Origin of the sequence: Corynebacterium diphtheriae, from assembly GCF_001457455.1 — a bacterium.
Classification (GTDB): Bacteria; Actinomycetota; Actinomycetes; order Mycobacteriales; family Mycobacteriaceae; genus Corynebacterium; species Corynebacterium diphtheriae.
In genome coordinates this window covers 869,377-894,642 of record NZ_LN831026.1, presented here as the reverse complement: position 1 = coordinate 894,642, position 25,266 = coordinate 869,377, and the positions used below count along the sequence as shown (strand labels likewise).

General features: G+C 56.7%; 25 protein-coding genes. 12 read left to right on the top strand and 13 right to left on the bottom strand.

Going from position 1 to position 25,266, the window contains the following annotated elements:
* Positions 1 to 68 precede the first annotated feature (68 nt).
* Entirely contained in the window at positions 69 to 3,782 is a 3,714-nt protein-coding gene (locus AT687_RS04400; RefSeq protein WP_014318910.1) for a multifunctional oxoglutarate decarboxylase/oxoglutarate dehydrogenase thiamine pyrophosphate-binding subunit/dihydrolipoyllysine-residue succinyltransferase subunit, read from the top strand.
* A gap of 55 nt (positions 3,783 to 3,837) precedes the next feature.
* Here the strand turns inward: AT687_RS04400 and AT687_RS04395 are convergent, their stop codons facing one another.
* Together AT687_RS04395 and AT687_RS04390 are read right to left on the bottom strand one after the other, a co-directional pair.
* On the bottom strand, positions 3,838 to 4,518 hold the full coding sequence (locus tag AT687_RS04395) for a hypothetical protein (RefSeq protein ID WP_014318909.1): 681 nt from the start codon (positions 4,516 to 4,518) through the stop codon (positions 3,838 to 3,840).
* Between the two features lie 50 nt (positions 4,519 to 4,568).
* Positions 4,569 to 5,078, bottom strand: coding sequence for a YflT domain-containing protein (locus AT687_RS04390; RefSeq protein WP_014301711.1), 510 nt, complete (start codon positions 5,076 to 5,078; stop codon positions 4,569 to 4,571).
* A gap of 125 nt (positions 5,079 to 5,203) precedes the next feature.
* Between AT687_RS04390 and AT687_RS04385 the strand changes: the two genes are divergently transcribed.
* The 3 genes from AT687_RS04385 to AT687_RS04375 are packed head-to-tail and all read left to right on the top strand — an operon-like array spanning position 5,204 to position 8,239.
* On the top strand, positions 5,204 to 6,493 hold the full coding sequence (locus tag AT687_RS04385) for a magnesium transporter MgtE N-terminal domain-containing protein (RefSeq protein ID WP_010934729.1): 1,290 nt from the start codon (positions 5,204 to 5,206) through the stop codon (positions 6,491 to 6,493).
* 3 nt (positions 6,494 to 6,496) lie between these two features.
* Entirely contained in the window at positions 6,497 to 7,093 is a 597-nt protein-coding gene (locus AT687_RS04380) for a DUF1003 domain-containing protein (protein ID WP_003850992.1), read from the top strand.
* A 12-nt stretch (positions 7,094 to 7,105) separates the two neighbouring features.
* Positions 7,106 to 8,239 (top strand): Mrp/NBP35 family ATP-binding protein, encoded by a 1,134-nt coding sequence (locus tag AT687_RS04375; protein ID WP_003850990.1) that lies wholly within the window; start codon positions 7,106 to 7,108, stop codon positions 8,237 to 8,239.
* 2 nt (positions 8,240 to 8,241) lie between these two features.
* On the opposite strand, the gene tatB is transcribed toward AT687_RS04375, so the two are convergent.
* Genes tatB through sigE form a run of 3 tightly spaced genes read right to left on the bottom strand, consistent with a single transcriptional unit; the run spans position 8,242 to position 9,820 of the window.
* The gene (tatB, locus tag AT687_RS04370; RefSeq protein WP_003850987.1) at positions 8,242 to 8,685 is read right to left on the bottom strand and encodes a Sec-independent protein translocase subunit TatB; all 444 of its coding nucleotides are present in this window, start codon (positions 8,683 to 8,685) and stop codon (positions 8,242 to 8,244) included.
* A gap of 30 nt (positions 8,686 to 8,715) precedes the next feature.
* Entirely contained in the window at positions 8,716 to 9,129 is a 414-nt protein-coding gene (locus AT687_RS04365; protein WP_003850985.1) for an anti-sigma factor family protein, read from the bottom strand.
* Positions 9,130 to 9,169: 40 nt separating this feature from the next.
* A complete protein-coding gene (gene sigE / locus AT687_RS04360; RefSeq protein WP_021334972.1) occupies positions 9,170 to 9,820 on the bottom strand; it encodes an RNA polymerase sigma factor SigE in 651 nt (216 codons plus the stop codon).
* Between the two features lie 154 nt (positions 9,821 to 9,974).
* On the opposite strand from sigE, the gene AT687_RS04355 reads away from it, so the two are divergent.
* Entirely contained in the window at positions 9,975 to 10,652 is a 678-nt protein-coding gene (locus tag AT687_RS04355; protein WP_003850980.1) for an O-methyltransferase, read from the top strand.
* 58 nt (positions 10,653 to 10,710) lie between these two features.
* Here AT687_RS04355 and glgC read toward each other — a convergent pair whose 3' ends face one another.
* A complete protein-coding gene (gene glgC / locus AT687_RS04350; RefSeq protein WP_014318908.1) occupies positions 10,711 to 11,937 on the bottom strand; it encodes a glucose-1-phosphate adenylyltransferase in 1,227 nt (408 codons plus the stop codon).
* A 93-nt stretch (positions 11,938 to 12,030) separates the two neighbouring features.
* On the opposite strand from glgC, the gene glgA reads away from it, so the two are divergent.
* From glgA to AT687_RS04335, 3 genes are read left to right on the top strand one after another with little or no spacing between them, the layout of a single operon-like run.
* A complete protein-coding gene (gene glgA / locus AT687_RS04345; protein WP_003850976.1) occupies positions 12,031 to 13,203 on the top strand; it encodes a glycogen synthase in 1,173 nt (390 codons plus the stop codon).
* A 52-nt stretch (positions 13,204 to 13,255) separates the two neighbouring features.
* The gene (gene budA, locus AT687_RS04340; RefSeq protein WP_003850974.1) at positions 13,256 to 13,996 is read left to right on the top strand and encodes an acetolactate decarboxylase; all 741 of its coding nucleotides are present in this window, start codon (positions 13,256 to 13,258) and stop codon (positions 13,994 to 13,996) included.
* A 9-nt stretch (positions 13,997 to 14,005) separates the two neighbouring features.
* The gene (locus tag AT687_RS04335) at positions 14,006 to 15,418 is read left to right on the top strand and encodes a GH32 C-terminal domain-containing protein (RefSeq protein ID WP_003850973.1); all 1,413 of its coding nucleotides are present in this window, start codon (positions 14,006 to 14,008) and stop codon (positions 15,416 to 15,418) included.
* Positions 15,419 to 15,475: 57 nt separating this feature from the next.
* On the opposite strand, the gene AT687_RS04330 is transcribed toward AT687_RS04335, so the two are convergent.
* From AT687_RS04330 to dapE, 7 genes are all read right to left on the bottom strand, one after another.
* Positions 15,476 to 16,345, bottom strand: coding sequence for a methyltransferase domain-containing protein (locus AT687_RS04330; RefSeq protein ID WP_014318907.1), 870 nt, complete (start codon positions 16,343 to 16,345; stop codon positions 15,476 to 15,478).
* A gap of 26 nt (positions 16,346 to 16,371) precedes the next feature.
* On the bottom strand, positions 16,372 to 16,539 hold the full coding sequence (locus AT687_RS11850) for a DUF3117 domain-containing protein (RefSeq protein WP_003850969.1): 168 nt from the start codon (positions 16,537 to 16,539) through the stop codon (positions 16,372 to 16,374).
* Between the two features lie 86 nt (positions 16,540 to 16,625).
* Entirely contained in the window at positions 16,626 to 16,904 is a 279-nt protein-coding gene (locus AT687_RS04325; RefSeq protein WP_003850966.1) for a hypothetical protein, read from the bottom strand.
* 4 nt (positions 16,905 to 16,908) lie between these two features.
* Positions 16,909 to 17,658 (bottom strand): glucosyl-3-phosphoglycerate synthase, encoded by a 750-nt coding sequence (locus AT687_RS04320; RefSeq protein WP_003850962.1) that lies wholly within the window; start codon positions 17,656 to 17,658, stop codon positions 16,909 to 16,911.
* A complete protein-coding gene (folP, locus tag AT687_RS04315) occupies positions 17,655 to 18,512 on the bottom strand; it encodes a dihydropteroate synthase (protein ID WP_003850960.1) in 858 nt (285 codons plus the stop codon). Before folP ends, AT687_RS04320 begins: the two co-directional genes overlap by 4 nt.
* Positions 18,505 to 19,269, bottom strand: coding sequence for an LOG family protein (locus AT687_RS04310; protein WP_003850958.1), 765 nt, complete (start codon positions 19,267 to 19,269; stop codon positions 18,505 to 18,507). Before AT687_RS04310 ends, folP begins: the two co-directional genes overlap by 8 nt.
* 7 nt (positions 19,270 to 19,276) lie before the next feature.
* Complete coding sequence (gene dapE, locus AT687_RS04305) at positions 19,277 to 20,374, bottom strand: succinyl-diaminopimelate desuccinylase (RefSeq protein WP_014318906.1); 1,098 nt, start codon at positions 20,372 to 20,374, stop codon at positions 19,277 to 19,279.
* Positions 20,375 to 20,453: 79 nt separating this feature from the next.
* Here dapE and AT687_RS04300 point away from each other — a divergent pair, with 79 nt between their 5' ends.
* From AT687_RS04300 to AT687_RS04285, 4 genes are all read left to right on the top strand, one after another.
* Positions 20,454 to 21,365 carry a DapH/DapD/GlmU-related protein gene (locus AT687_RS04300; RefSeq protein ID WP_014316612.1) on the top strand — a complete coding sequence of 304 codons (912 nt, stop codon included), beginning with the start codon at positions 20,454 to 20,456 and terminating at the stop codon, positions 21,363 to 21,365.
* A gap of 69 nt (positions 21,366 to 21,434) precedes the next feature.
* Positions 21,435 to 22,799 (top strand): amino acid permease, encoded by a 1,365-nt coding sequence (locus tag AT687_RS04295; RefSeq protein ID WP_010934714.1) that lies wholly within the window; start codon positions 21,435 to 21,437, stop codon positions 22,797 to 22,799.
* Positions 22,800 to 22,809: 10 nt separating this feature from the next.
* On the top strand, positions 22,810 to 23,784 hold the full coding sequence (gene dapD / locus AT687_RS04290) for a 2,3,4,5-tetrahydropyridine-2,6-dicarboxylate N-succinyltransferase (RefSeq protein ID WP_014318905.1): 975 nt from the start codon (positions 22,810 to 22,812) through the stop codon (positions 23,782 to 23,784).
* A 63-nt stretch (positions 23,785 to 23,847) separates the two neighbouring features.
* Positions 23,848 to 25,260, top strand: coding sequence for an amino acid permease (locus AT687_RS04285; RefSeq protein ID WP_014318904.1), 1,413 nt, complete (start codon positions 23,848 to 23,850; stop codon positions 25,258 to 25,260).
* The last annotated feature ends 6 nt before the right edge of the window (positions 25,261 to 25,266 follow it).

The following is a 25,266-nucleotide window of genomic DNA, read 5'->3' as shown; positions in this document are numbered from 1 at the left end:
TGTAGTGAAGCTATTACAGTGTGAATAGACGTTAGAAATCTCACAAAGAAATGAGGCGAGCACCTGCAGTGAGCAGCGCTAGTACTTTCGGCCAGAACGATTGGCTGGTAGACGAGATGTTCCAGCAGTTCCAAAAGGATCCGCAGTCCGTAGATAAGGAATGGCGCGACCTTTTCGAGAAGCAGGGTGCCCCGAGCACACCGGGAACTGAGGCTAAGAACACCTCCTCACAGCCAGCCGCCCCCGCAAAGAAGCAACCAGCACCGGCCAAGAAGCCAGCACCAACTACGGCTTCTGCCCCAGCTTCCACCGAAGCTAAGGCTGCACCAAAGCCAGAGAACAAGAAGCCTGCCAAGAAACAGCGGCCTTCCCCACTCGAGCGCACAGGCGAGCTGCCCACAGCTGGTTCCTCCGCAATCAAGGGCATTTACAAGGCAATTGCTAAGAACATGGACGAGTCGCTCGAGGTTCCTACCGCGACCACCGTTCGCGATATGCCAGTAAAGCTGATGTGGGAGAACCGCTCCATTATCAACGAGCACCTCAAGCGCACCACCGGTGGCAAAGTCTCCTTTACCCACATCATCGGCTACGCAGTGGTCAAAGCAACCATGGCCCACCCCGATATGAACAACTACTACGAAGTTGTTGACGGCAAGCCAACTCTCAACACCCCAGAGCACATCAACATGGGTTTGGCTATCGACGTCCAGCAAAAGTCCGGTGCCCGCGCACTGGTCGTTGCTGCCATTAAGGAAGCCGAAACGCTTTCCTTCGCCGAGTTCGTCGCTAAGTACGAGGACATCGTGGCACGCTCCCGTGTGGGCAAGCTCACGATGGATGATTACTCCGGTGTGACCATCTCTTTGACCAACCCAGGTGGCATTGGTACCCGTCACTCCGTACCTCGTCTTACCAAGGGCCAAGGCGCCATCATCGGCGTTGGTTCCATGGATTACCCAGCTGAATTCGCAGGTGCATCCGCAGACCGCCTCGCAGAGCTAGGTGTTGGCCGCTTGGTCACCATCACCTCTACGTACGATCACCGCATCATTCAGGGCGCGGAATCCGGTGAATTCCTGCGCACCATGAGCCAGCTTTTTATCGATGATGCCTTCTGGGATGAGATCTTCGAATCCATCGGTATCCCTTACGCACCGATGCGCTGGGCTTCTGATCTTCCTAACACGGGAATCGATAAGAACACCCGCGTGATGCAGCTCATCGAGGCATACCGCTCCCGTGGACACCTCATTGCAGACACAAACCCATTGCGCTGGCACCAGCCAGGCATGCCAGTCCCAGACCACCGCGATCTAGACATCGCCACGCACGGTCTTACCCTGTGGGACCTTGATCGATCTTTCAACGTTGGTGGCTTCGGCGGCAAGGAAACCATGACACTGCGCGAGGTGCTCGGTCGCCTCCGCGCCGCCTACACCCTCAAAGTGGGCTCGGAATACACCCACATTCTCGACCGCGATGAACGCCTCTGGTTGCAAGATCGCATCGAAGCGGGCATGCCGAAGCCTTCCTACGCTGAGCAGAAGTACATCCTGCAGAAACTCAACGCGGCACAGGCTTTCGAGGACTTCCTCCAAACCAAGTACGTTGGCCAAAAACGTTTCTCCCTAGAAGGCGCCGAGGCACTGATCCCGCTGATGGACTCTGCCATCGACACCGCCGCAGGCCAAGGCCTCGACGAAGTTGTTATCGGTATGCCACACCGCGGCCGCCTCAATGTGCTGGTCAACATCGTGGGCAAGCCACTTGCAACCGTATTCACCGAATTCGAAGGCCACATCGAGCCAAAGGCTGCCGGTGGATCTGGCGACGTGAAGTACCACCTCGGTGCTGAGGGCACTCACATCCAGATGTTCGGCGACAACGAAATCAAGGTTTCGCTTGCCGCTAACCCATCTCACCTCGAAGCAGTCGACCCCGTTATGGAAGGTATTGCCCGCGCAAAGCAAGACCTCCTCAACAAGGGTGACTCCACTGACGGCTACTCCGTTGTTCCTATGATGTTGCACGGCGACGCTGCATTCGCAGGACTTGGCATCGTTCAAGAAACCTTGAACCTCGCCCAGCTGCGTGGCTACACCGTCGGCGGCACCATTCACATCATCGTGAACAACCAGATCGGCTTCACCACCACCCCAGACTCCGGCCGCTCTAGCCACTACGCCACCGACCTTGCCAAGGCCTACGGCTGCCCTGTCTTCCACGTCAACGGTGACGATCCAGAAGCAGTGGTATGGGTTGGACGCCTCGCTACCGAGTACCGTCGCCAATTCGGCAAAGACGTCTTCATCGACATGATCTCCTACCGTCGTCGCGGCCACAACGAAGCCGATGACCCATCGATGACGCAGCCAGAGATGTACAAGCTGATCGACGCCCGCAACACCGTGCGCGAACAGTACAAGGAAGACCTCCTAGGCCGTGGCGAGCTGACCACCGAGGACGCCGAAAAGGTACAGCGCGATTTCCACGACCAGATGGAATCCATCTTCAACGACGTCAAGGAAACCGAAAAGAAGCCATTCGAGGCACAAGCTGGCATCACTTCCTCCCAAGAAGTTCCACACGGCCTTGAAACCAACATCACCCGTGAAGAACTCGTAGAAATCGGTCAGGCCTACGCCACAGCACCAGAAAACTTCGAGTTCCACCAGCGCGTAGCACCAGTAGCAAAGAAGCGCCTCGAGGCAGCTCAAAACGGTGGCATTGACTGGGGTTGGGGCGAGCTCATCGCCTTCGGCTCCCTCGCAGCAGGCGGCAAGTTCGTTCGCCTCGCAGGTGAAGATTCCCGACGCGGCACCTTCACCCAGCGCCACGCAGTGGTCTACGATCCACGCACCGGTGAAGAGTTCAACGGCCTCAACGACCTTGCTGAGCGCAAGGGCAACGGCGGTAAGTTCCTCGTGTACAACTCCGCCCTGACCGAATACGCTGGCATGGGCTTCGAATACGGATACTCCGTAGGTAACGAAGATGCCGTCGTCGCATGGGAAGCACAATTCGGTGACTTTGCCAACGGCGCCCAGACCATCATCGACGAATACATCTCCTCCGGTGAGGCCAAGTGGGGCCAGACGTCCTCCGTGATACTTCTTCTGCCACACGGCTATGAAGGACAGGGCCCTGACCACTCCTCTGCACGTATTGAGCGCTACCTGCAGCTCTGCGCCGAAGGCACCATGACCGTGGCACAGCCCACCACCCCAGCCAACTACTTCCACCTTCTACGCCGCCACGTACTCGGCGGACTGAAGCGACCACTCGTCGTATTCACGCCAAAGTCCATGCTGCGTATGAAGGCTGCAACCTCAAGCGTAGAAGACTTCACCCAGGTGAAGAAGTTCCAGTCCGTCATCAACGACCCACGCTTCGTTAACGGCGAATTGGACAAGAACAAGGTCAAGAAGATCATGCTGGTTTCCGGCAAGCTCTACTACGACCTTGCTAAGCGAGCACAAAAAGACAAGCGTGACGACGTAGCCATCGTCCGCATCGAAATGCTCCACCCAATCCCATTCAACCGTCTCAAAGAAGCCTTCGACTTCTACCCGAACGCCGAAGAAATCCGCTTCTGCCAAGACGAACCAGCAAACCAAGGCCCATGGCCATTCCTGCACGAGCACCTACCAGAGCTCATCCCAGGCATGCTGCCAATGAAGCGCGTCTCCCGTCGCGCACAGGCCTCCACCGCCACCGGCCTATCCAAGGTCCACGCAGTGGAACAGCAGCACTTGCTCGACGAAGCATTCGCTGACTAAGAATTGAAAGGGCGGCCCCTCCTAGAGGGGCCGCCCTTTTTGTTTGATGTGCTTTCTACTCATCAAATAGTTTGTCATTGACAGCCGTTGCCGCACTGCCATGCGACTGCGCATAACTAACTAGCTCATCAAAATCAATCTGCGCCAACCGTGCAGTCACATGATTCAACGTTGCTAACTCACTACGATTAAACACCGGCATGCGATACAACGGAACAATATTTTGCGGAAGAAACTCTTGGTCCTGCTTGCACGCCATCGCATTGGAAGGATCCGTCGCATCAACACGGTTGCCTAAGCGAGCCATCAGCTCCTTATAAGTACGATCACGCCACTGCCCTCGGTTGGAACCAAAGCGGTCCTCATCGGTCGTGTATTCCTTACTTAGCTCTGCCGCAGCCTTCGCATCATGAGCTTTAAGCTCTCGGCCAGTACAACTGATATACAAATCCGCACGCCCAGTAGACAACATGCTCGCCGAATCCGCGCTGTCTTTTTCCCCAACACGAACATGCACAACCGCTAGACGCCCCGCATCTTTAGTTAACGCCTGCTTGTATGCCTCACCAAGAACTGCCTGAGTCCAGTCGTCAGGATCAATAACAATGGAAACAACCTTGGTCTGATCAAAATTCTTTGGGGTTTCCGGCTCAAACTCAGCGCACGCAGCCCCTCCTAGTCCCACTGCAGCAACAGTGCCTAGGAGGAGGGTTTGGGTCACATGACCTCGTTTCATAGCGCCAACCGGCCCCTTTCCGCGTTTAGCAACGTTCATCTGCGTCTAGCTTATCGCGCAGAGCGCATGTAGTTAGCAATGGCATCCCGTGCTTCTCGTGCAGCACTCGGATGACAGAGGACGTCGTAACGCCCTGCGACGATATGCGTACTAGAAGCGAAGTCACGTTTCCCGTTCGTGGAAGCGTATTGCACGGCGGCAAGCCCCATACCAAACACGACGCCAAGCGGGATACCCATCATAAGTGCTGCTCCCCAAGTTCCTGACACCATGCCCATCACAACGGCGACAAAAAGGCCCATCCAAGCGCCGGAAGCAGCTCCGCCAATGAGTACCCTCCCCCATGTGAGTTTGCCCACTACTCGCTCTACTTCCATGAGATCTACACCCACGATGGTGAGCTTATCCACCGGAAAGTTGTTGTCCGCCAACATATCCACGGCCGCCTGAGCCTGCGCATAGGACTCAAATGAACCAACCGGCCAGCCTTCAGGCTTAGCACGATCACGCAGCTGGGCTGGGGTGTTGTCGCTAGGACGAGCATTGAAGTTGAGGGTCATCAGTATTCTCCTCGTGCGGTACGCACAACATATTCGTTCGGTGATGTTCTCCTCCTAGTCAACGACTGAGTCACAAAGATAGTTCCGATGTGGTTCATCGCCTTGAAGCACGTAGACTGGCCGTTATGAGTCAAGTGACACGTGTGTATGCAGGACGTCTCGCCGGCATGATTGTCCGCGGGCCCGATACTGATGCCATAGGCCGTGTACGCGACGTAATTGTCAATGTTCGCCCCAACGGCCAACCCTCGCGCGTTTTGGGTTTGGTTGTCGAGATGATGAACAATCGGAAGATCTTCCTTCCCATGCTTCGCGTTGCTGCTATCGAGCCTCAGGAAATTACGCTGGTTTCTGGATCAGTGTCGTTACGCGCATACAAACCGAGAAACGGCGAGGTGGCGATCATCGCCGATATCGTCGGCTCCAAAGTCCACATCGACGACCCCGAACTCGATCACCTCCACGGGCGCCCCGTCGAAGTCGCAGACATCGAGCTAGAACGCACCCGCACCCGCGACTGGGCAATCTCACGTGTTGCGGTCATAGGCGAACGCCCCAAATTCGGACGCCGCCCCGAACTGTTCACCTGCCCATGGTCGCACGTCCACGGCATCTCCGCAGGTGGTGTAGGAATCACCGACGCAGCCGCCGAACTCATCGCAGAATTCGAAGACATGCGCCCCGCCGACATCGCCACCGTCCTCTACGAGCTACCCGACGCCCAACGCGCCAACGTAGCCAAAGAGCTTGACGACGACCGCCTCGCCGACGTCCTGCAAGAAATGTCCGAAGACCGCCAAGCAGAACTCATCGAAACCCTCGACATCGAACGTGCCGCCGACGTCCTCGAAGAAATGGACCCCGACGATGCCGCAGACCTCCTTGGCGAACTCGATGACGACAAAGCCGACGTCCTCCTAGAGCTCATGGACCCAGAAGAGTCCGCCCCCGTGCGCCGCCTGATGAGTTTTAGCCCCGACACCGTCGGTGCACTCATGACGCCCGAACCACTCATCCTCTCCCCACAAACAACCGTCGCAGAAGCACTCGCGCTAGCACGCAACCCTGACTTGCCCACCTCACTGGCCAGCATTGTGTTCGTCGTCCGCCCGCCAACGGCAACCCCCACCGGCAAGTACTTAGGATGCGTACACCTGCAAAAACTCCTGCGCGAACCTCCTAGCGAGCTCGTCTCCGGCATCCTCGACCCCGACTTGCCACCGTTATGGGCCAGTGACTCCCAAGAAACAGCCGCACGCTACTTTGCTACCTACAACCTTGTATGCGGCCCCGTCGTGGACAACGACAACCACCTCCTAGGCGCGGTGGCCGTCGACGACCTCCTCGACCACATGCTCCCCGACGACTGGCGCGACACCGGCATTCGCCCCGACGAAACACCAAAGGAGGTGTAGCTCATGGCGGAATACAACAACCGTTCCGAGCTCGACACCCCATTTCTCAAACAACGCCGCAGCTTTCTCAAACTTGACGACGACACCATCGGCGCCTACGCCGAAAAAATCGCACGATTCTTCGGCACCGGCACCTACCTCATGTGGCAAACCGTCTTCGTGGTGCTGTGGGTTGCACTCAACTGCGGGGTTTTCGTTTGGCAATGGGACCCCTATCCCTTCATCCTGCTCAACCTTGCGTTTTCTACGCAGGCAGCCTACGCAGCGCCTCTCATCCTCCTAGCGCAAAACCGTCAAGAGGACCGCGACCGAGTCTCCTTAAACGAAGATCGTCGTCGCGCCTTTGAAACCAAAGCAGACACGGAATTTATTACCCGTGAGCTCGCCGGCCTGCGCCTTGCCGTGGGTGACATGGTTTCTCGTGACTACCTGCGCCACGAGCTCGAAGACCTACAGAACATGCTCGACCGCATCGAAGCCAAACTAGACGACGAAGCCGCATCGCGTGTCGCACTAATCCACCAAATTAACGAATCCGGCCACGAAGAGATCTCCGACCCCACCCAAGGTGACCTTCGCGAGCACGATAAAAACGAGTAACCTAACACATCGATGACACATACACTGACTGAATCTGACGTGCGCGCAGCCCTCGCCCGCGTCGAAGACCCCGAAATCGGCAAGCCGATCACCGAAATCGGCATGGTGAAATCCATCAACATCGACGGCAATAACGTCGACGTAGACATCTATCTCACCATCGCTGCCTGCCCCATGAAAAACACCTTGGTCACCAACACCAAGGCAGCAATTGAAGACATCGACGGCGTCGGCACAGTCAACGTCGGCACCGACGTCATGAGTGACGAACAACGTCGTGAACTACGAATGTCGCTACGCGGCAGCGTCGACGAACCCGTCATTCCCTTCGCACAACCCGAATCCACAACACGAGTATTCGCAGTAGCATCCGGCAAAGGCGGCGTCGGCAAGTCCTCCATGACCGTCAACCTCGCCACCGCCCTCGCCGCACACGGACTCAAAGTAGGCGTCCTCGACGCCGACATCTACGGCCACTCCGTACCAGGCATGCTCGGCTCCACCGACCGCCCCCACGCCGTCGACGACATGATCATGCCACCACAAGCCCACGGCGTAAAACTCATCTCCATCGCACACTTCGTCGAAGGAAACGCACCCGTCGTATGGCGCGGCCCCATGCTCCACCGAGCCATCCAACAATTCCTAGCCGACGTATTCTGGGGCGACCTCGACATCCTCCTCCTAGACCTCCCACCAGGAACAGGCGACATCGCCATCTCCGTGGCACAACTCGTCCCCAACGCAGAACTCCTCGTGGTCACCACACCACAATCTGCAGCAGCCGAAGTAGCCGAACGTGCCGGTTCCATCAGCATCCAAACCAACCAAAAAATCGCCGGCGTGATCGAAAACATGGGATCCATGGTCCTCCCAGACGGCAGCACCATGGATGTGTTCGGCAGCGGCGGCGGACAGGCGATGGCAGATCGGCTCAAGACCCTCACGGGTACCCCCGTCCCCCTCCTAGGCAGCGTGCCGCTCGACCCACGCTTGCGAGAAGGCGGCGACGCAGGCACTCCTATCGCAGTCAGCGATCCCCAGTCGCCAACTGGCGCTGCAATCCATAAGATTGCAGACAAGCTCGTCGTCCGCCGTGATTCCTTAGCTGGAAAACCACTCGGGCTAGGAGTTACTAGCCACTAAAACTAAGTGATGTCATCCCAGCTGAAGCCCGCCTTTGGCTGGGATTCTTTGTTGCTTGGAGTTTGAGGAGAGGCTGAATCACCAGCGGGCTGCGGATTTATGCCACGCTCGCGGTATGCCTCGCCTTCAGTGCCACTGGCCATGATCTTTTTCGGATCAAAGTTGTCCATGAAGTTTTCGTCCTCATCAAACAAAGCTTTAGTGAGCACCGCTTTGGGCCCCATGCGTTGAATAGACGCGATCTTGTTAATCGGTTCACGGAACTCATCAAACTCCGTACCCAAATTGCCATTGAGCTCTTCTTTGGCATTGTTAATGGCCTTTTTTGCCGCATAAATCGCAGCGCGAACGTCCTCGATAACTTTCGGGAGTCGCTCAGGACCAATGATGATCAATCCGAGAATGAGAACCGTGAAGATTTCTGGCCAGCCAATGGAGGAAAACACCCCTCCTACTCTAGCCTGTTGACCGAAATTTTAACGATCGTACTGTCGCAAGGCTTCGTTGCGTGCCTCACGAAGAGTCTTTGTAGTTTTGTAAATATTTCTAGCAACCCCATCCAATTTGTCTAGGAGGGATTGGGGGGATAACGGCACTTCCTCCGCCGTAGGCCCATCGGGGCAACAAGCAGCAATCGATTGCAGTTTGGCGATCAAATCAGAAGAAGGCCGCATGTCCGAATTGTTGCCGTCGCGAAGCCGATCGGCTGCGCGACGCTGGCGATGGATTTCCTCCCTGCACTCGGGGCAGTGAACCAGATGAATTTTGGCACGATGTGCTGCCGCGGGGCTGAGCTCGTTGTCAACAAAAGCTGCCACAGCCTCGGGGTTGAGATGCTCCACTGATGCGAAGTGACGCACCTTGTTTTTAGGGGAGTGTTCTTTTTTCATCTGGTAATAGTCACCTCCGCCATCGAACTGTACCCCGATTTTATCTCCCAGTGGCTAGGAGGAGTTGGGCACCTTCATCGCTGGTTGCTTGGTTCTCCAAATGTGCACGCAATTGGGAGCGTCCGCGGTGGATTCGGGAACGAACGGTGCCCATTTTCACACCTAAGGTGTCTGCGATTTCGTCATAGCTCATGCCTACGACGTCGCAAAGCACGACGGCGACGCGGAAGTCAGGGCTGAGGTCGTCGAGAGCCTTTTGAAGCGCTGGATCCAAGTTAGACACGTTGTACGCCTGCTCGGGCGTCATGTCCGTACCTGGAACGCGTTCGTAATCTTCAGGTAGGGCCTCCATACGAATTTTTGTACGGTGGCGCACCATGTCGAGGAATAAGTTGGTGGTGATACGGTGCAACCAGCCTTCGAAGGTTCCAGGTTGATAGCCTTTGAGCGACCGGAATACACGCATGAAGGTTTCTTGGGTCAAGTCTTCCGCGTCGTGCTGATTACCGGAAAGGCGGAAGGCTAGACGGTAAACGCTATCGGCGTGTTGGGCAACGAGTTCTTCCCATGAAGGCATGTCGCCTACGCCTGCGTCGAAAGCTGCGGTTCCAGTCAATTCCTCGGTGGCTACGTCGGCGTCGATGGTGACGTCGTCGGTGCTAGGGAGGGCGGAGCCGTGCGTGTATGTCATGGTTGTTGATTGTGCCGGACTGTTCTGAGGAAAACCAGCCAAGTTCCTGCAAAAAGGCTGGCAACGCATAATTGTTCTCAGATTGTGACCTTATGGTGATCTGTTTGCAGCATTCACACTGTTAACAGGCGTCACAACCTTTGGTGTTGGGCCCATGTCGCCACCACAATCCCCTCCTCCTAGACATACACTGTCGATTGTGAACGCTCCATCAGACTTTATTCGCAACTACATTGACTCCACGACCGACGTGAGTGACGCTTTAGCCACCGCGCGCGAGGATGCGCAGGAATTTGGGCTCCATGTCCCCGATTCCATTACGGGCCAGCTGTTGACCACGTTGGCGGGGGTATCGCGCGCCCACGGCGCTATTGCGGTTACCCCAGCAGCGAGTGTGGTGGGCCTCCACCTCCTAGCCGGCCTTGGCGAAAAAGGCATCTTGACGTGTATCGATCCGGAGCCTGAGCACCAAAAACGCGCCAAGAAAGCTTTCCGCGATGCGGGCTATGGTTCCTCACGGATTAGGTTTTTGCCCTCTCGTCCACTGGATGTGATGGGACGATTAGCACGAGGCCAGTATCAGGTCATTTTCGGCGAAGTAGCCCCTCTTGACCTTCGCGCATTTATCGACGCTTCCCTGCCACTGCTTGCCAGCGGCGGCGTCCTAGTTCTACCTGACACGCTTCTCGACGGCACCGTGGCTGATTCCACGCGCAAAGATCGAGAAACGGTTGCAGCTCGTGAGGCAGATGATTATGTTCGCAACCTCGATCAGGTTGTCGTGTGCCGCCTTCCACTAGGAGGGGGAACAACGCTTATTACCAAGCTTTAACGCTCGGTGGAAACTACAGAGGGAGGCGTCGACAAGCAATCGATGCCTCCCTTAGATTTTATACGACGGAGTTCTTACCGACGACTACCACGCCACCTGGGCTGATCTGGAAGCGTAGCTCATCGCGCTCACGATCAACGCCAATGACTTGACCGTCGGAAACGACCACGTTCTTATCCAAGATGCAGTGACGCACCACTGCCCCCTTGCCGATGCGCGCACCTGGCATAATCACGGAGCCTTCGACTGTGGCGCCTTCTTCCACCACAACATCAGTAGAGACAACCGAGTTACGCACAGTAGAACCGGACACGATGGAGCCTTGGGCAACCATAGAAGCCTGTGCGATACCACCCTGAACGAACTTCGCTGGTGGCAGGTCGCCACGCTCGGTGGAACGAATAGGCCACTGCTGGTTGTAGAGGTTGAACACTGGGTGCACAGAGATCAAATCCATATGCGCCTCGTAGAAGGCGTCGACGGTACCAACGTCGCGCCAGTAAGCCCGATCACGGTCGGTGGAACCAGGCACAACATTCTTGTTGAAGTCGTAAACATTCGCCTGACCCATGCTCACGAAATATGGGATGATGTCTCCACCCATATCGTGCTCGGAATCGGGATTGTTTTCGTCTTCTTTCAACGCCTGAATGAGGGCATCTGTAGAAAAGACGTAATTTCCCATGGAGGCAAACGTCATCGACGGATCATCAGGCGTACCGGGAGGATCCGCTGGCTTTTCCAAAAACTCAGTGATGTTGTTATTTTCATCTGCTTGAATGCAACCAAATGCGCTCGCTTCCGAACGAGGCACACGAATTCCTGCAACGGTCACGGCCTTACCTGAAGCAATATGGTCTGCCACCATTTGCTCAGGATCCATGCGGTAAACATGGTCAGCACCAAACACCAAAACATAATCAGGACGCTCGTCGTACACCAAGTTCAACGACTGCAAAATTGCATCCGCGGAGCCCATGTACCAGCGCTTCCCCAAACGCTGCTGCGCCGGCACCGACGCAATGTACTGACTGGTAGGGCCGCTGAACTGCCACGCCTGGGAAATATGGCGGTCAAGGGAATGAGACTTGTACTGAGTCAGCACACAAATCTTTAAATATCCGGCATTGACTAGGTTAGACAACACGAAATCGATAAGCCGGTACGTACCGCCGAAAGGAACAGCTGGCTTGGCACGATCTTCGGTGAGCGGGAACAGCCGCTTACCTTCTCCACCGGCAAGGACAATTGCTAAAACGTTCTGTTTACTCCTCACAAAGCCCAATCTATCGAGAATTTCCGCCCCGCGGGCAGGTTTGCCAACAATAAGACACAGAACACCCCACAAAATGGTCCATAGCCCGTTACTCTCGGAAGTATGAGAGTTGCGATGATGACCAAAGAATACCCACCTGAGATCTACGGCGGTGCAGGAGTTCACGTCGCCGAGCTCACCCGCCACATGCGCGACATTGTCGACGTCGACGTCCATTGCATGGGCGCTCCACGAAACGAAGACAACGTCTACACCTATGGCGTTGACCCTGAACTCACCTCGGCCAACGCCGCCCTACAAACCATGTCCACAGGACTACGCATGGCACACGCCGCAGCCCACGCTGATGTAGTCCACTCCCACACGTGGTACACGGGACTAGGAGGGCATCTAGCGGGGCTTCTTCACGAAGTACCCCACATCGTCACAGCCCACTCCCTCGAACCCGACCGCCCATGGAAGCGGGAACAACTTGGTGGTGGCTACGATGTTTCCTCCTGGTCAGAACAAAATGCCATGGAATACGCCGACGCTGTGATCGCAGTGTCAGCCGGAATGAAAGACGCTATTCTGCGTGCTTACCCGCGCATCGACGCCGATAAAATCCGCGTCGTACTCAACGGCATCGACACACAGCTTTGGCAACCACGCCCCACTTTTGACGACGCCGAACACTCAGTACTCCGCGACCTCGGGATCAAACCAGACCAGCCCATAGTCGCCTTTGTTGGCCGAATCACACGCCAAAAAGGCGTGGAACACTTAGTCAAAGCCGCTCGCTACTTCAGCCCAGGAGTCCAGCTCGTTTTGTGCGCCGGAGCCCCCGACACCCCAGAAATTGCGGCACGCACCCAACACCTCGTAGAAGAACTACAAGCAGAACGCGAAGGCGTTGTTTGGGTACAAGAAATGCTGAGCAAGGACAAGATTCAAGAGATCCTCACCGCCGCTGACGCTTTCGTCTGCCCCTCCATCTACGAACCACTCGGAATCGTCAATCTCGAGGCCATGGCATGCGCCACCGCCGTTGTCGCCTCAGATGTGGGCGGAATCCCCGAGGTAGTCGTCGACGGCACCACCGGAAGCCTCGTCCACTACGACCCCAACGACACCGATACCTTCGAACACGACCTCGCCGAAGCCGTCAACGCCATGGTCGCCGATCGAAAACGCGCCGCAGCTTTCGGTATAGCAGGACGCAACCGCGCAGTATCCGAGTTCTCGTGGGACTCCATCGCACAACAAACCGTCGATGTGTACTCCTCCCTCCTATAGAAAATAGGGGGTCCGCTGCAAAATCCCGCCCACACGACTATGGTGGGCGGGCATGGATGACCATAACGCGCTGCTCGCTGAGCGCCATACGATTTTCCAAAGCTCACTCATGACCGCCCTCCTAGACGGTATCTATGACGGTGAAATTTCCATCGGCGAATTACTGGGACACGGCAACTTCGGCATAGGCACATTTGATGCCCTCGACGGGGAAATGGTCATCCTCGACGGAGTCTGCTACCAACTTCGTGGCGACGGATCCGCCAGTGAAGCAGCGCTTACACAACGCAGTCCATTCGCCATCGCCACAAACTTTGTGCCACGGCTTAAAGCTCGTGTACCACGAGGCATGCACAGGAGCGAACTCAGTGACTTCATCACCTCCCTCCTACCCAGCGAAAACTACATGTATGCGGTACGTATTTCCGGAATGTTCTCATCAGTCAGCGTCCGCACCGTGACCAAGCAAGAACGCCCTTACCGCCCGATGACACAAGCGACTGGCGACGACGCCGAACTCGAATTCACCAACGTCTCCGGTGTCGTAGCTGGTTTTAGAACCCCCATCTATGAAAAAGGCATAGGCGTACCTGGCTGCCACGTCCACTTCATCGACACCGACCGCACCAGCGGCGGCCACGTCCTCGACTTCACCATGTCTGAAGGCACCATCGAAGTCTGCCCAGGAACCGACCTCCAGCTGCGCCTGCCGCTGACCCAAGACTTCAGCAAAGCATCCTTGGCGCCAGACGACCTCGACGCACAAATCCACGCAACCGAAGTGAAAGGCTAACCCACCGCGATGACACATCGGCCAGAACTCCATGTCACCCCAGAAATCGGAATCCTCGATGCCCCTGCAGGTGCGCTTTTCGACGGCACCACGTGGCACCTCTTCCATCAGTTCCGCCCCAAAGCGACAGCGCCCTCCCGCTGGGCCCACGACTACGCCACCACCGCCCCCTTTAACTGGGAAATCTGTGATGACGTTATCGCCCCACAAGGAGACGAAATCCGACTGCGCGCAGGATCTGTCACCTCTGATGGCAACACCACCCGCCTTTATTTCACCAGCATCACAAACGAAGGCGACTCAATCCATCTGGCCGAAATCACCGATCTAGACGCCACCACCTATGACGTCAACGATGATGCGACAACCACCGACCCCCACGTCACAAGGCTCGGACAAGTAGTCACAGACCAAGGCGGCTACACCAACTTCCGCTCCCCCTGTGTAGTTCCCAACTGGGTCACCGCCGATGACCGCGACGAAGGCCACTCCGGTTGGATCATGCTCGCTGTCACCGGCGACATGGACGAACCCACCCTCGTCATCCTCGACTCCGAAAACGGAACCGATTGGGAACTACGCGGACCACTAAAAGTCGTAGGAAACTCCGGCATCGAAGGCGAACGCCTCGTCGCACCACGAATCATTCGCCTCCGCGACGAAATCGACCAAAACGTCTACGACATCCTCATCGTCACCATCGAAATCGGCGGCATCGACCGCTCCGGCTACCTCGTTGGCAAACTCCACAACAACATCTTCACCGTCGTCTCCCCCTTCACCCGCATCGACTACGGACACGACTTCACCCGACCACGCAACACCAACTACACCTCCCACCTCAGCAGCAGCGTGGCCCCCGAACACCGCTACAGCCACGCCCACGTCTTCGGACTCATGAACGGAATCGGACGTCTCGACGACGCCACCACCCACCTCAGCTTCCGCGAAGAACAATGGGCCAACTGCCTCTCACTACCACGACGCATGACCCTCCAAGGCGGAAAGATCTACCACACCCCCGTCGCAGGGCTTCCCGACGCCATCCGCGACTCCGACCACGCAATCATGTGGACTGGCCTCCTAGACGTACCTCTAGGAGAGAAAGTAACCGTGGAGCTCGTCGATACCACCGGAAATATCGCCGCAAAGATTACTCACTATGGCGACCTCCTAGAGCTCGATCGCTCCATGAATCCTCACCACGAAGGCGATGACATCGCCGTTGCACCATTGACAGAAGACGACACCGACTCCGTAACAATCATCGTTGACGGTTCCACCGTGGAAGTCTTCGCTGACGGCGGACAAATCGCCATGGCTAGCCGTGTGTACTTCAACGGCTACTGTGAAGCCTTTACACCGCAGGCAAGCGACGGCGCTGACATCCTCCGCAGCGACGTGACAAAGCCACTCGGCTAAACGAGCATAAAAGATGGCGACGGGAATAATTCCCGTCGCCATCTTTTTGGTTAAGAACTAATCGATCTTGGCAAAACGTGTGATCATCGCACGCGCGGTCACGTCCATGACACTAGGGAGGGTGGCAATCCTCTCTCCTAGTACATCGGGGTGAATATGGCGAGCTGAGGGGCTCATACCGATCTGGGAGGCGATGGAGTCTTGATCTAAGTGCATGGTGAACTCAATGGGTTCTGGATCAGAAACAGGCACAAGGTTGTCTGCTGCTTGATCAATCATGCGTTGGACTTTGTCCTTTTCCACGCCGATAATGCCCAGAGGCTCGCGCAGTTCTTCGAGGTGACCTGCGTCGGCTGTCAATACGATAACTTGGCCGCCAGGTTTGAGCACACGGGCGAACTCGGAGGCGTTACGAGGTGCAAAGACAACGGTAATGGCATCGATAGAGGCGTCGCGAAGCGGCAATCGCGACCATGCATCTGCTACGACAGCGCCCACGCGTGGATGGCACTTGCTCAACATCTTCGCCGCTGGCACAGAAACGTCAATGCCAATGCCGCGAGAGTTCTCAATGTCATCCAGTGCATGTGCCAAGTAGTAGCCAGTGCCGGCACCGACCTCACAAATCACAGGAGAGGCATCATCCGGAACATTAGCCTCATCCAAGGCGAGGTGAACGGAATTACTCACGGCCTCGACGAATGGCGCGAAATGGCCACCCGAAAGGAACGTCTCGCGGGCGTGGATCATAGAAGAATCATCGCCAACGTATCGAATACCTGCACCGCCAGCGAGGATCACATACCCCTGACGTGCAATATCAAAACTATGGCCGGATTCAGACACCAGACGGCGGTTATCGTCGACAAGCGTCAACGCAGAACCATCCATGGGATCCGCAAGAACATCTACAACATGCGACAGCACCTAGGGCTACTCCTTATTGTGCAAAACTACTGCGAAACTTCTGTCAGCAAAGCACCCAGCTCTGCTGCCTCTTCTTTATTCATCTCGATGACCAAGCGGCCACCACCATCGGTAGGAATACGCATCACAATCTTACGACTCTCAAAAACCGCCTCCATTGGACCGTTTCCCGTGCGGGGTTTCATGGCTGCCATGCAGATCACCGATTCCTTACATGCTTATTCAAATAATAAAAGCCGCCACATATCACAAAGATACGAGACTGCATTTCAGTCTACCCTCATTTGAAACCCCGTGTCTGCCCCTTGAGCTGGTCAATCTCAGACTCCAAGGCCGCAATCACCTGATCTACCTGCTGCTGGTTATACCCCCACAGCGCCGAATCAAAGCGGACATCATCCACCCTGCCCCGACGAACCGCACGCTCATTAGACACCATCAACTGATCGACCTCCGGCAAAACCACACCATCGCCACGACCAAACACCGAACCAAACCCAAAGGTCAACACCACCACAGCCACCATCATGACTAGGAGGAGAACAATCCACCACAGCATCAACTCACACCTTTCCTACGCCACTTTCTAAGGAGGATATCGCAGGGCGCTGTCCAACCCCATCCAGCCCCGAAGCCACACCAGCACGCTGCAGAATTGTCGACGCCACCACGCGTGACATAGGAGCAAGCTCACGCAACGGACGGTGACGATGACCACGATGCCCAGCCTCAACCTCCGCAATCGACGCTGCACCGAAGCAGCGGAAGACGTCGATAAGCAAACCAACCTCAACGCCATATCCGCCAACAAACGGTAGATCAAGAGCTGCGCTGCGCCGAATGGCATACTCCCCTCCTAGAGGCTGACGCACAAACCCCAGCTCAGGGAAGAACGCCTCTAGGAGGGGGCGGGCGGTCAACTCGGTCACGCGCCCGCCGCCGCCAGACGCATCGCCACGGGTGTAGGCGGCTTTCGCAAGCATGACGGAATCGTCGATAAACGGACGAGCGAGGTCCTCGACAATAGTGGGCGAAATTTCTGTGAGATCAGCGTCTAAGAAGACAACAACATCGCCACGTGCGGCAGCAACGCCCCGCCATAGGGCTTCGCCTTTACCAGGGATCGGAGGCAAGGACACAACGTCGCGCCAATTAACGACGCTCGCTCCGGCCGCTTTCGCACGGGCGGCGGTGGCATCTGTGGAGTCGGAGTCGATGACGATGACCTCGTCACTCCCCCTCCTAGACAATGCGACCACATCGGCCACGGTTGCTTCCTCGTTGAGGGCAGGAATTACTACGGAGACGTTCATACAAGCCCCCGTGTGGTAGCCAGAGGTGACACGCGTCCTTGGATTGCGGCGGTCATGCGGATCACGTCGACGGTTTCTGCGACTTGGTGCGAACGAAAAGCCGCAACTCCATGAGCCGCTGCCCATGCTGTAGCTGCAAGGGTTCCGGCTACACGCTGATCGACAGGGCGAGCCAGTGTCTCTCCTACAAAATCTTTGTTAGACAAGGCCATCAGTACTGGCCAACCGGTTGCCACAATCTCATCGATACGCCGCAGCAGCTCCAATCCATGAAAGGTGTTCTTGCCAAAATCATGGGTGGGGTCGATAAGAATGCGGTCCTCAGGAACACCAAGGCGAACCGCCCGCTCAGCTTGAGCTGTTGTTTCCTCAATAACAGAGGCAACGATGTCGTCGAAACGCACGCGGTGCGGGCGGGTGCGTGGCGCTACGCCTCCCGTATGAGAACACACGTATCCCACGCGATAATGTCCCGCTACCTCGGCAAGCTCCGGATCATGGCCGGCCCACGTGTCGTTTACTAACGACGCCCCGGCGCGGATCGCCACATCAGCGACCTCGGCACGCCACGTATCTACCGAAATGGTGATCTCGGGGTGCGCACGGTGAACTGCGTCGATAACTGGTACCACCCGTTCAATCTCCTCACTAGGAGAGACATAAGGGCCAGGACCTGCCTTGACCCCACCAATATCGACGATCCCCGCCCCCTGCGCAATCACAGCACTGGCGCGTGTTATGGCATCTGCTAACGCATGGGTCGCACCGTGGTCGTAAAAGGAATCTGGGGTGCGATTAACGATCGCCATGACCGTTGCGCACTCGGGATCGTGTTGAAACGCACTCCTAGTCATCAACGTGCATCATTCTGCGGTGCGCTTGGCGAATGAACTCCACCGCCTCGTCGACCGAATCAGTGACTAAGAACAAGGACAAATCTTCCTCGGAAATCATGCCTTCTCCTACCAGGCGCTGCTTGATCCAGTCGACAAGCCCACCCCAGAAACTGGTGCCCAACAAAACGATAGGAAAATTGGTCACTTTGCCGGTCTGGACCATGCACAACACCTCGAAGAGCTCATCCAGAGTGCCCATACCGCCCGGAAGGCATACAAACGCCTGCGAATACTTCAAAAACATCGTCTTGCGTGCAAAGAAGTACCTAAAGTGCAAGCCCAGATCAACGTAGTCGTTAATGCCTTGCTCGTGAGGAAGCTCAATGCCCAACCCCACCGAATAACCATCGGCATCAAAAGCACCCTTGTTTGCGGCCTCCATAAGACCAGGGCCGCCACCGGTGATCACAGCGTAGCCGGCACGCACCAACCCCTCTCCTAGACAAACGCCTTGGTCGTAGTACGGGTGATTGGGTGCAACGCGGGCCGAGCCGAACACGGTTACAGCCGGAGGTAGTTGTGATAAGGCATCGAAACCTGCGACGAATTCACTTTGGATTCGCAGTACACGCCACGGATCGGCGTGCAACCAATCATGATCAGCAGGAAGCTCTAGGAGGCGTTGATCGTAGGTACTTGGCGATTGATTCTTTTTGCCTCGCACCAACACTGGCCCGCACAGATGACGTTCATTGCGTTGCGGTTGAGTAGTCATAAAGCAATCAGGCTCCTGTCGTCTGGGAATTCGTACTCGTGAGATAGTGCACCAGCGTGCGAGAGACTTCGGTAATCATGCTGACTGGGCATTGTTCGTCTTTTTTATGGCAATATGCCGGATCCCCAGGACCAAAGTTCACCGCTGGAACACCAATCTCAGAAAACCTCGACACATCCGTCCAACCGTACTTTGCGCGGAATTTTCCGCCTGTCGCCTCTAGGAGGGCGGCAGCTGCCGGACGATCCAAACCCGGACGTGCCCCTGGAACAGCATCGTCGATGTCATAGGTCACCCCCTCGGGTAGATCCAACACCTCCAGCATGTGGGCTAGGGCTTCGTCAACACTCCTATTAGGTGCGAAACGGAAGTTAACAAACATCCAGGCCTCATCGGGGATAGTGTTCGTGGCAACTCCAGACTCGCAATGCACGATGTTGAGGCCCTCCTGATAGAGGCAGCCGTCGACAAGCACTTCTTGGGCGTCGTATTGTGCGATATTCGTAATAACTGGCGCTAATTTGTGCATGGCGTTGTCTCCTAGCCACGACCGTGCCGAGTGTGCGCGCACACCATGGGCGGTGACGCGCAAACGAATCGTTCCTTGGCATCCAGCTTCGATCACAGCACCGGAAGGCTCGCCTAGGAGGGCGAGATCGCCACTTAACCAGTCGGGGTGAGCTGCCTGCACATGCCCCAGCCCGTTGTATTCACTAGCGACTTCCTCGCCCTCATAACAGACGACGGTCAAGTCCTTCGCCAGCGCTGGGTGGTTAGCCAAGGTGGCAAAGGCATGAAGATAGACAGCCATGCCCGATTTCATATCGACGGTGCCGCAGCCGAACATTACGTCGCCTTCCATGTGGCTAGGAACGTTGTCGGCTATTGGGACGGTGTCGATGTGGCCGGCGAGGATTACCCTTTCTCCTAGTCCTCGATGGGTACGAGCAACAAGAGTATTGCCGTGGCGTAGCACTTCAACATTGTCGATGGCATGAAGAGCCTGCTCGATGGCGTCGGCTATGTTCTTTTCGTAATGGGAGGGGCTTTCTATATCAACAAGTGCGCGGGTGAGGTCAATGGGATTCGTAGTCAAATCGAGCATGGCATCGACAATACCGCGCCTCTAGGAGGGGAAGCGCTAACTTCTTCAAATCATGCCTGCTCCGTTAAGGTATTTAATTATGAGTCAATTCGGTGCCACTGCCATCGGTATCGCCAACATTGCCATGAACGGCGAAGTCCTTGATACCTGGTACCCAACCCCAGAATTAGTCCCTGCCAGCACTTCTCCCTCCTACACGGAAAGGCTTGGAGCTCAGGATCTGCCACCTAAGCTTTTGAGCCTTGTGCGTCTCGACGAAGACCGTTTGGTGGAGCAAGTTGCCGTGCGAACCTACATTGGCGATTTAGATACCCCGCCTATCGACGCCCACGATGTGTTCCTGCGTCTGCATCTGTTGTCGCATCGTTTGGTGCGACCTCTCGAGATCAATATGGATAATGCGATGAGCATTCTTTCTCGAGTGGTGTGGACGAACAAGGGTCCTTGTTTGCCGGAAAATTTTGAAAACATCAGAATGTCGCTACGCAACCGTGGCCTTATTCACGTCTATGGTATTGATCGTTTACCCCGCATGGTCGATTATGTGGTTCCCACAGGGGTAGAAATCACCGAAGCGGAACGTGTCCGCTTGGGCGCCTATCTTGCAGAAGGCACCAAGGTTTTGCGAGAAGGATATGTTTCTTTCAATGCAGGCACCCTTGGCGCTGGTCGAATTGAAGGCCGTTTGTATTCCGGAACAGTGGTAGGTGACAACGTCGATCTCGGCATTTCGGCCTCGATTGTTCCTGATAAGCCCCATGCTCAGCTGCGCGTTGGTGCTAATTGCGTGTTCGGATTGGGTTCTGCTGTCATGGGGATCAACCTTGGCGACAACGTCCGCGTGGGCAACAATGTGGTGATCGACAAGGAGACGATGGTGTACTTTGCAGACCGCGACGTCACCGCCGCAGCTGCGATTCTTGACGGTCAATCGGACTGGCAAATTCATGCCGAAAGTGGCCGACCGGAGCCCGTCGTTCGCCCCACATAGACACCCCCGCATAAAATTAACTTGCCGTAGATTATATGCAACGGACCTTGGGAGTTTATTCTCAGATCTATGACACAAGCAACCACTGAGACCGAGCTTGGCACAGGCCTAAAAACTCGGCACCTAACAATGATGGGACTCGGCTCCGCCATCGGAGCCGGCCTCTTCCTCGGAACCGGCGTTGGAATTGCAGCAGCAGGACCCGCCGTACTCATCGCCTACGTCCTCGCAGGCATCTTCGTCGTATTCGTGATGCAAATGCTCGGAGAGCTCGCGGCCGCCCGCCCAGCCTCCGGATCCTTCTCCGTCTACGCCGAGCAGGCATTCGGCCACTGGGCCGGCTTCAGCCTCGGCTGGCTTTACTGGTTCATGCTCACTATGGTCCTCGGTGCCGAAATGACCGGCGCCGCAGCCATCATGGGTCAATGGTTCGGCATCGCACCATGGATCCCAGCTCTCATCTGCGTTATCTTCTTCGCAGTCGTCAACCTCGCACGTGTCAGCGGCTTTGGCGAATTCGAATTCTGGTTTGCTTTTATCAAGGTTGCCGTCATTATTCTCTTCCTCGTCATCGGCGTACTGCTCATCTTCGGGCTACTACCCAACTATGACTTCGTAGGAACCCAGCACTTCCTCGGCGACGGATTTATGCCTAATGGTATCTCAGGTGTAGCCACCGGCCTCCTAGCCGTCGCCTTCGCTTTCGGTGGTATCGAGATCGTCACCATCGCCGCAGCGGAATCCGAAGATCCCAAGACTGCCATCGCCACAGCCGTGCGCTCCGTGATCTGGCGTATCTCCTTGTTCTACCTGGGCTCTGTCCTTGTGATCTGCTTCCTCATCCCATTCTCCAGCATCGGAGGCGCCAAGAGCGCAGCAGACTCCCCCTTCACCATCATCCTTGGCATGGCCAACATTCCTGGTGTGGTCGGATTCATGGAAGCCGTGATCGTCCTCGCACTCCTTTCGGCATTCAACGCCCAAATCTACGCCACCTCACGCATCGTCCACTCCTTCGCAGAACGTGGCGACGCCCCCAAGATCTTCGCAGCCACCAACCCCTCCGGCGTCCCCATGCCAGCCGTACTCCTCAGCATGTTCTTCGCATTCGTTTCCGTAGGACTGCAGTACTGGAACCCCGCAGGCCTCCTCAACTTCCTCCTCAACGCTGTAGGCGGATGCCTGATCGTCATCTGGGTCATCATCGCCTTCGCATACCTCAAACTGCACCCAGAACTCGTCCGCAACGGAGAAATCACCACCGTGCGTATGTGGGGCTTCCCATGGCTCGGCTGGGTCACCATCGCAGGATTCCTCGGACTGACCGTCCTCATGCTGACTGACGACGCCTCCCGCAGCCAGATCACCTCCGTTACGGTCGTATTCCTCCTACTCATAGTCGTGTCATTCTTCACCAAGAAAAAGAGTAAGTAGACTTCCACCCATGACTTCAGCACTAGCAACAGGACTTGCCACCATCACCGCCGACGGCACCGTGCTCGACGCCTGGTTCCCAGCACCAGAGCTCACCACCGTCGACACCACCGGCACCACAGTATTAGACGGCGACGACATCCCTGAGCACCTCCGCCTCCTAGTCGGCGAAGACGCAGATCGCGGGGTGCGTCGACAAGCGATCACCACAACGATCGCTGACCTCGATGCCGCCCCCATCGACGCCTACGACGCCTACCTGCGTCTTCACCTTCTCTCGCACCGCCTGGTCAAGCCACACGGCCAAAACCTCGACGGAATCTTCGGACTGCTCACCAACGTCGTGTGGACCAACCACGGCCCCTGCGAAGTAAAAAACTTCGACATCACCCGCGCCAAACTCCAAGCACGCGGCCCTGTCACCGTCTACCTCGTTGACAAATTCCCACGCATGGTCGACTACGTCCTCCCCAGCGGCGTACGCATCGGCGACGCAGACCGCGTCCGCCTCGGCGCACACCTCGCCGAAGGCACCACCGTCATGCACGAAGGATTCGTCAACTTCAACGCAGGCACACTCGGCAGCTCCATGGTCGAAGGTCGAATCTCCGCAGGCGTCGTCGTCGACGACGGATCCGACGTCGGCGGCGGAGCCTCCATCATGGGCACACTCTCCGGCGGCGGCAAACAAGTCATCTCACTAGGAAAACGCTGCCTCCTAGGCGCAAACTCCGGATGTGGCATCCCACTCGGCGACGACTGCGTCATCGAAGCCGGCCTCTACGTCACCGCAGGTTCCAAAATCATCGTCCGCGGCGCCGTAGCAGAAGCCACCGGCCTCAACGACGGCGACACCACCAAAGCCCTCGAACTCGCCGGAGCCAACAACATCCTCTTCCGACGCAACTCCATCAGCGGTGCCATCGAAGCAACCGCGTGGAAAACCCAAGCAGTCGAACTCAACGACGCGCTCCACGCAAACTAACCGCACACCACCAAGGGAGCCCCTCCTAGAGAGCGGCTCCCTTTTTTACCGCAGAAAAAACACATGACCGAACACACCGCCCCAACCCTCACAAAAGGGCTCAAAGTCCGCCATCTGACCATGATGGGACTCGGCTCCACCATCGGCGCCGGCCTCTTCCTCGGCACCGGCGTAGGAATCAAAGCAGCAGGACCCGCCGTACTCATCGCCTACATCATCGCCGGATTCATCGCCGTCATGATCATGCGCATGCTCGGCGAAATGGGATCCGTCGTCCCCGCCTCCGGCTCCTTCTCCGAATACGCCGACGCAGGCATCGGCCACTGGGCCGGATTCATCCAAGGCTGGGTCTACTGGCTCGCCACCGTCGCAGTCCTCGGCGCAGAAATCACCGGAGCCTCCGGATTCGTCGCCTCATGGCTCGGCGTCTCACCATGGATACCAGCGCTCGTCTTCGTCGCATTCTTCGGACTCGTCAACCTCATGCGCGTCCGCGCCTTCGGCGAATTCGAATTCTGGTTCGCCTTCATCAAAGTGGCAGTGCTCGTCGTTTTCTTGATCATCGGCTCCCTCCTAGTACTCGGCCTCCTACCAAATCACGACTTCGTTGGGCTCAGCAATGTTCGCGCCGAAGGATTCGCGCCCACCGGACTAGGAGGAATCGCAGCCGCCCTCCTAGCCGTCGCCTTCGGCTTCGGCGGCATCGAAGTCGTCGCCATCGCCTCGGCAGAATCCGAAGATCCACAAAAATCGCTCGTCAACGCCGTGCGCACCACCATCACGCGTATCAGCATCTTCTACCTCGGCTCAGTAGCCATCATCGTATTGCTCTTGCCTTACTCGTCTCTAGGTAAGGCGAAAAGCGCAGCAGAAAGCCCCTTCTCCCAAGTACTTGCCATGGCAAACATCCCAGGAGTAATAGGCGTCATCGAAGTCGTCATTGTGCTCGCCCTGCTCTCCGCATTCAACGCCCAGATCTACGCCAGCTCACGCATGATGATGTCCCTCGCGGAACGTCGACAAGCACCAAGCATCTTCGCACGCGTCGACAACCGCGGAGTCCCACTGCCCGCCATCGTGCTCTCCGTCGTACTCAGCGTCATCATGGTGATCCTCAACTACGTCGACACCGGCTGGCTCCTCACCTTCCTACTCAACGCCGCAGGCGCCTCCCTCCTCACCGTCTGGACCTTCATCGCCGTCTCCCAACTCAAACTCCGACGACGCCTCGAAGCACTCCAAGGCAACCTAGCTGTACGCATGTGGGCCTTCCCAGGACTCACCATCGCCACACTCGCCATCCTCTTCGGACTCGCCGTCCTCATGCTTAGCGACGCCGGCGCACGCATCGAACTACTCTCCGCCATCGCCATGGTCGCCATCCTCTTCGCGATCAGCCTCATAGCAGTAAAACGCCCCTTTGACAAGGCCCTCCTGCCAGGAGAGGCTAGTTATCCACAGAACTCCCCCTCCTAGAGAACG

Bases quoted from the DNA above. Each gene is read 5' to 3' on its own strand.
- AT687_RS04385 (WP_010934729.1), top strand. From the start codon at position 5,204: ATGAGTCAAGTGACACGTGTGTATGCAGGACGTCTCGCCGGCATGATT.
- AT687_RS04395 (WP_014318909.1), bottom strand. From the start codon at position 4,518: ATGAAACGAGGTCATGTGACCCAAACCCTCCTCCTAGGCACTGTTGCT.
- dapE (WP_014318906.1), bottom strand. From the start codon at position 20,374: ATGCTCGATTTGACTACGAATCCCATTGACCTCACCCGCGCACTTGTT.
- AT687_RS04390 (WP_014301711.1), bottom strand. From the start codon at position 5,078: ATGACCCTCAACTTCAATGCTCGTCCTAGCGACAACACCCCAGCCCAG.
- budA (WP_003850974.1), top strand. From the start codon at position 13,256: ATGGATGACCATAACGCGCTGCTCGCTGAGCGCCATACGATTTTCCAA.
- AT687_RS04320 (WP_003850962.1), bottom strand. From the start codon at position 17,658: ATGAACGTCTCCGTAGTAATTCCTGCCCTCAACGAGGAAGCAACCGTG.
- folP (WP_003850960.1), bottom strand. From the start codon at position 18,512: ATGACTAGGAGTGCGTTTCAACACGATCCCGAGTGCGCAACGGTCATG.
- AT687_RS04380 (WP_003850992.1), top strand. From the start codon at position 6,497: ATGGCGGAATACAACAACCGTTCCGAGCTCGACACCCCATTTCTCAAA.
- sigE (WP_021334972.1), bottom strand. From the start codon at position 9,820: ATGACATACACGCACGGCTCCGCCCTCCCTAGCACCGACGACGTCACC.
- AT687_RS11850 (WP_003850969.1), bottom strand. From the start codon at position 16,539: ATGGCAGCCATGAAACCCCGCACGGGAAACGGTCCAATGGAGGCGGTT.
- AT687_RS04375 (WP_003850990.1), top strand. From the start codon at position 7,106: ATGACACATACACTGACTGAATCTGACGTGCGCGCAGCCCTCGCCCGC.
- glgA (WP_003850976.1), top strand. From the start codon at position 12,031: ATGAGAGTTGCGATGATGACCAAAGAATACCCACCTGAGATCTACGGC.
- AT687_RS04295 (WP_010934714.1), top strand. From the start codon at position 21,435: ATGACACAAGCAACCACTGAGACCGAGCTTGGCACAGGCCTAAAAACT.
- AT687_RS04355 (WP_003850980.1), top strand. From the start codon at position 9,975: ATGTCGCCACCACAATCCCCTCCTCCTAGACATACACTGTCGATTGTG.
- AT687_RS04285 (WP_014318904.1), top strand. From the start codon at position 23,848: ATGACCGAACACACCGCCCCAACCCTCACAAAAGGGCTCAAAGTCCGC.
- AT687_RS04325 (WP_003850966.1), bottom strand. From the start codon at position 16,904: ATGCTGTGGTGGATTGTTCTCCTCCTAGTCATGATGGTGGCTGTGGTG.
- dapD (WP_014318905.1), top strand. From the start codon at position 22,810: ATGACTTCAGCACTAGCAACAGGACTTGCCACCATCACCGCCGACGGC.
- AT687_RS04365 (WP_003850985.1), bottom strand. From the start codon at position 9,129: ATGAAAAAAGAACACTCCCCTAAAAACAAGGTGCGTCACTTCGCATCA.
- AT687_RS04310 (WP_003850958.1), bottom strand. From the start codon at position 19,269: ATGACTACTCAACCGCAACGCAATGAACGTCATCTGTGCGGGCCAGTG.
- AT687_RS04335 (WP_003850973.1), top strand. From the start codon at position 14,006: ATGACACATCGGCCAGAACTCCATGTCACCCCAGAAATCGGAATCCTC.
- AT687_RS04300 (WP_014316612.1), top strand. From the start codon at position 20,454: ATGAGTCAATTCGGTGCCACTGCCATCGGTATCGCCAACATTGCCATG.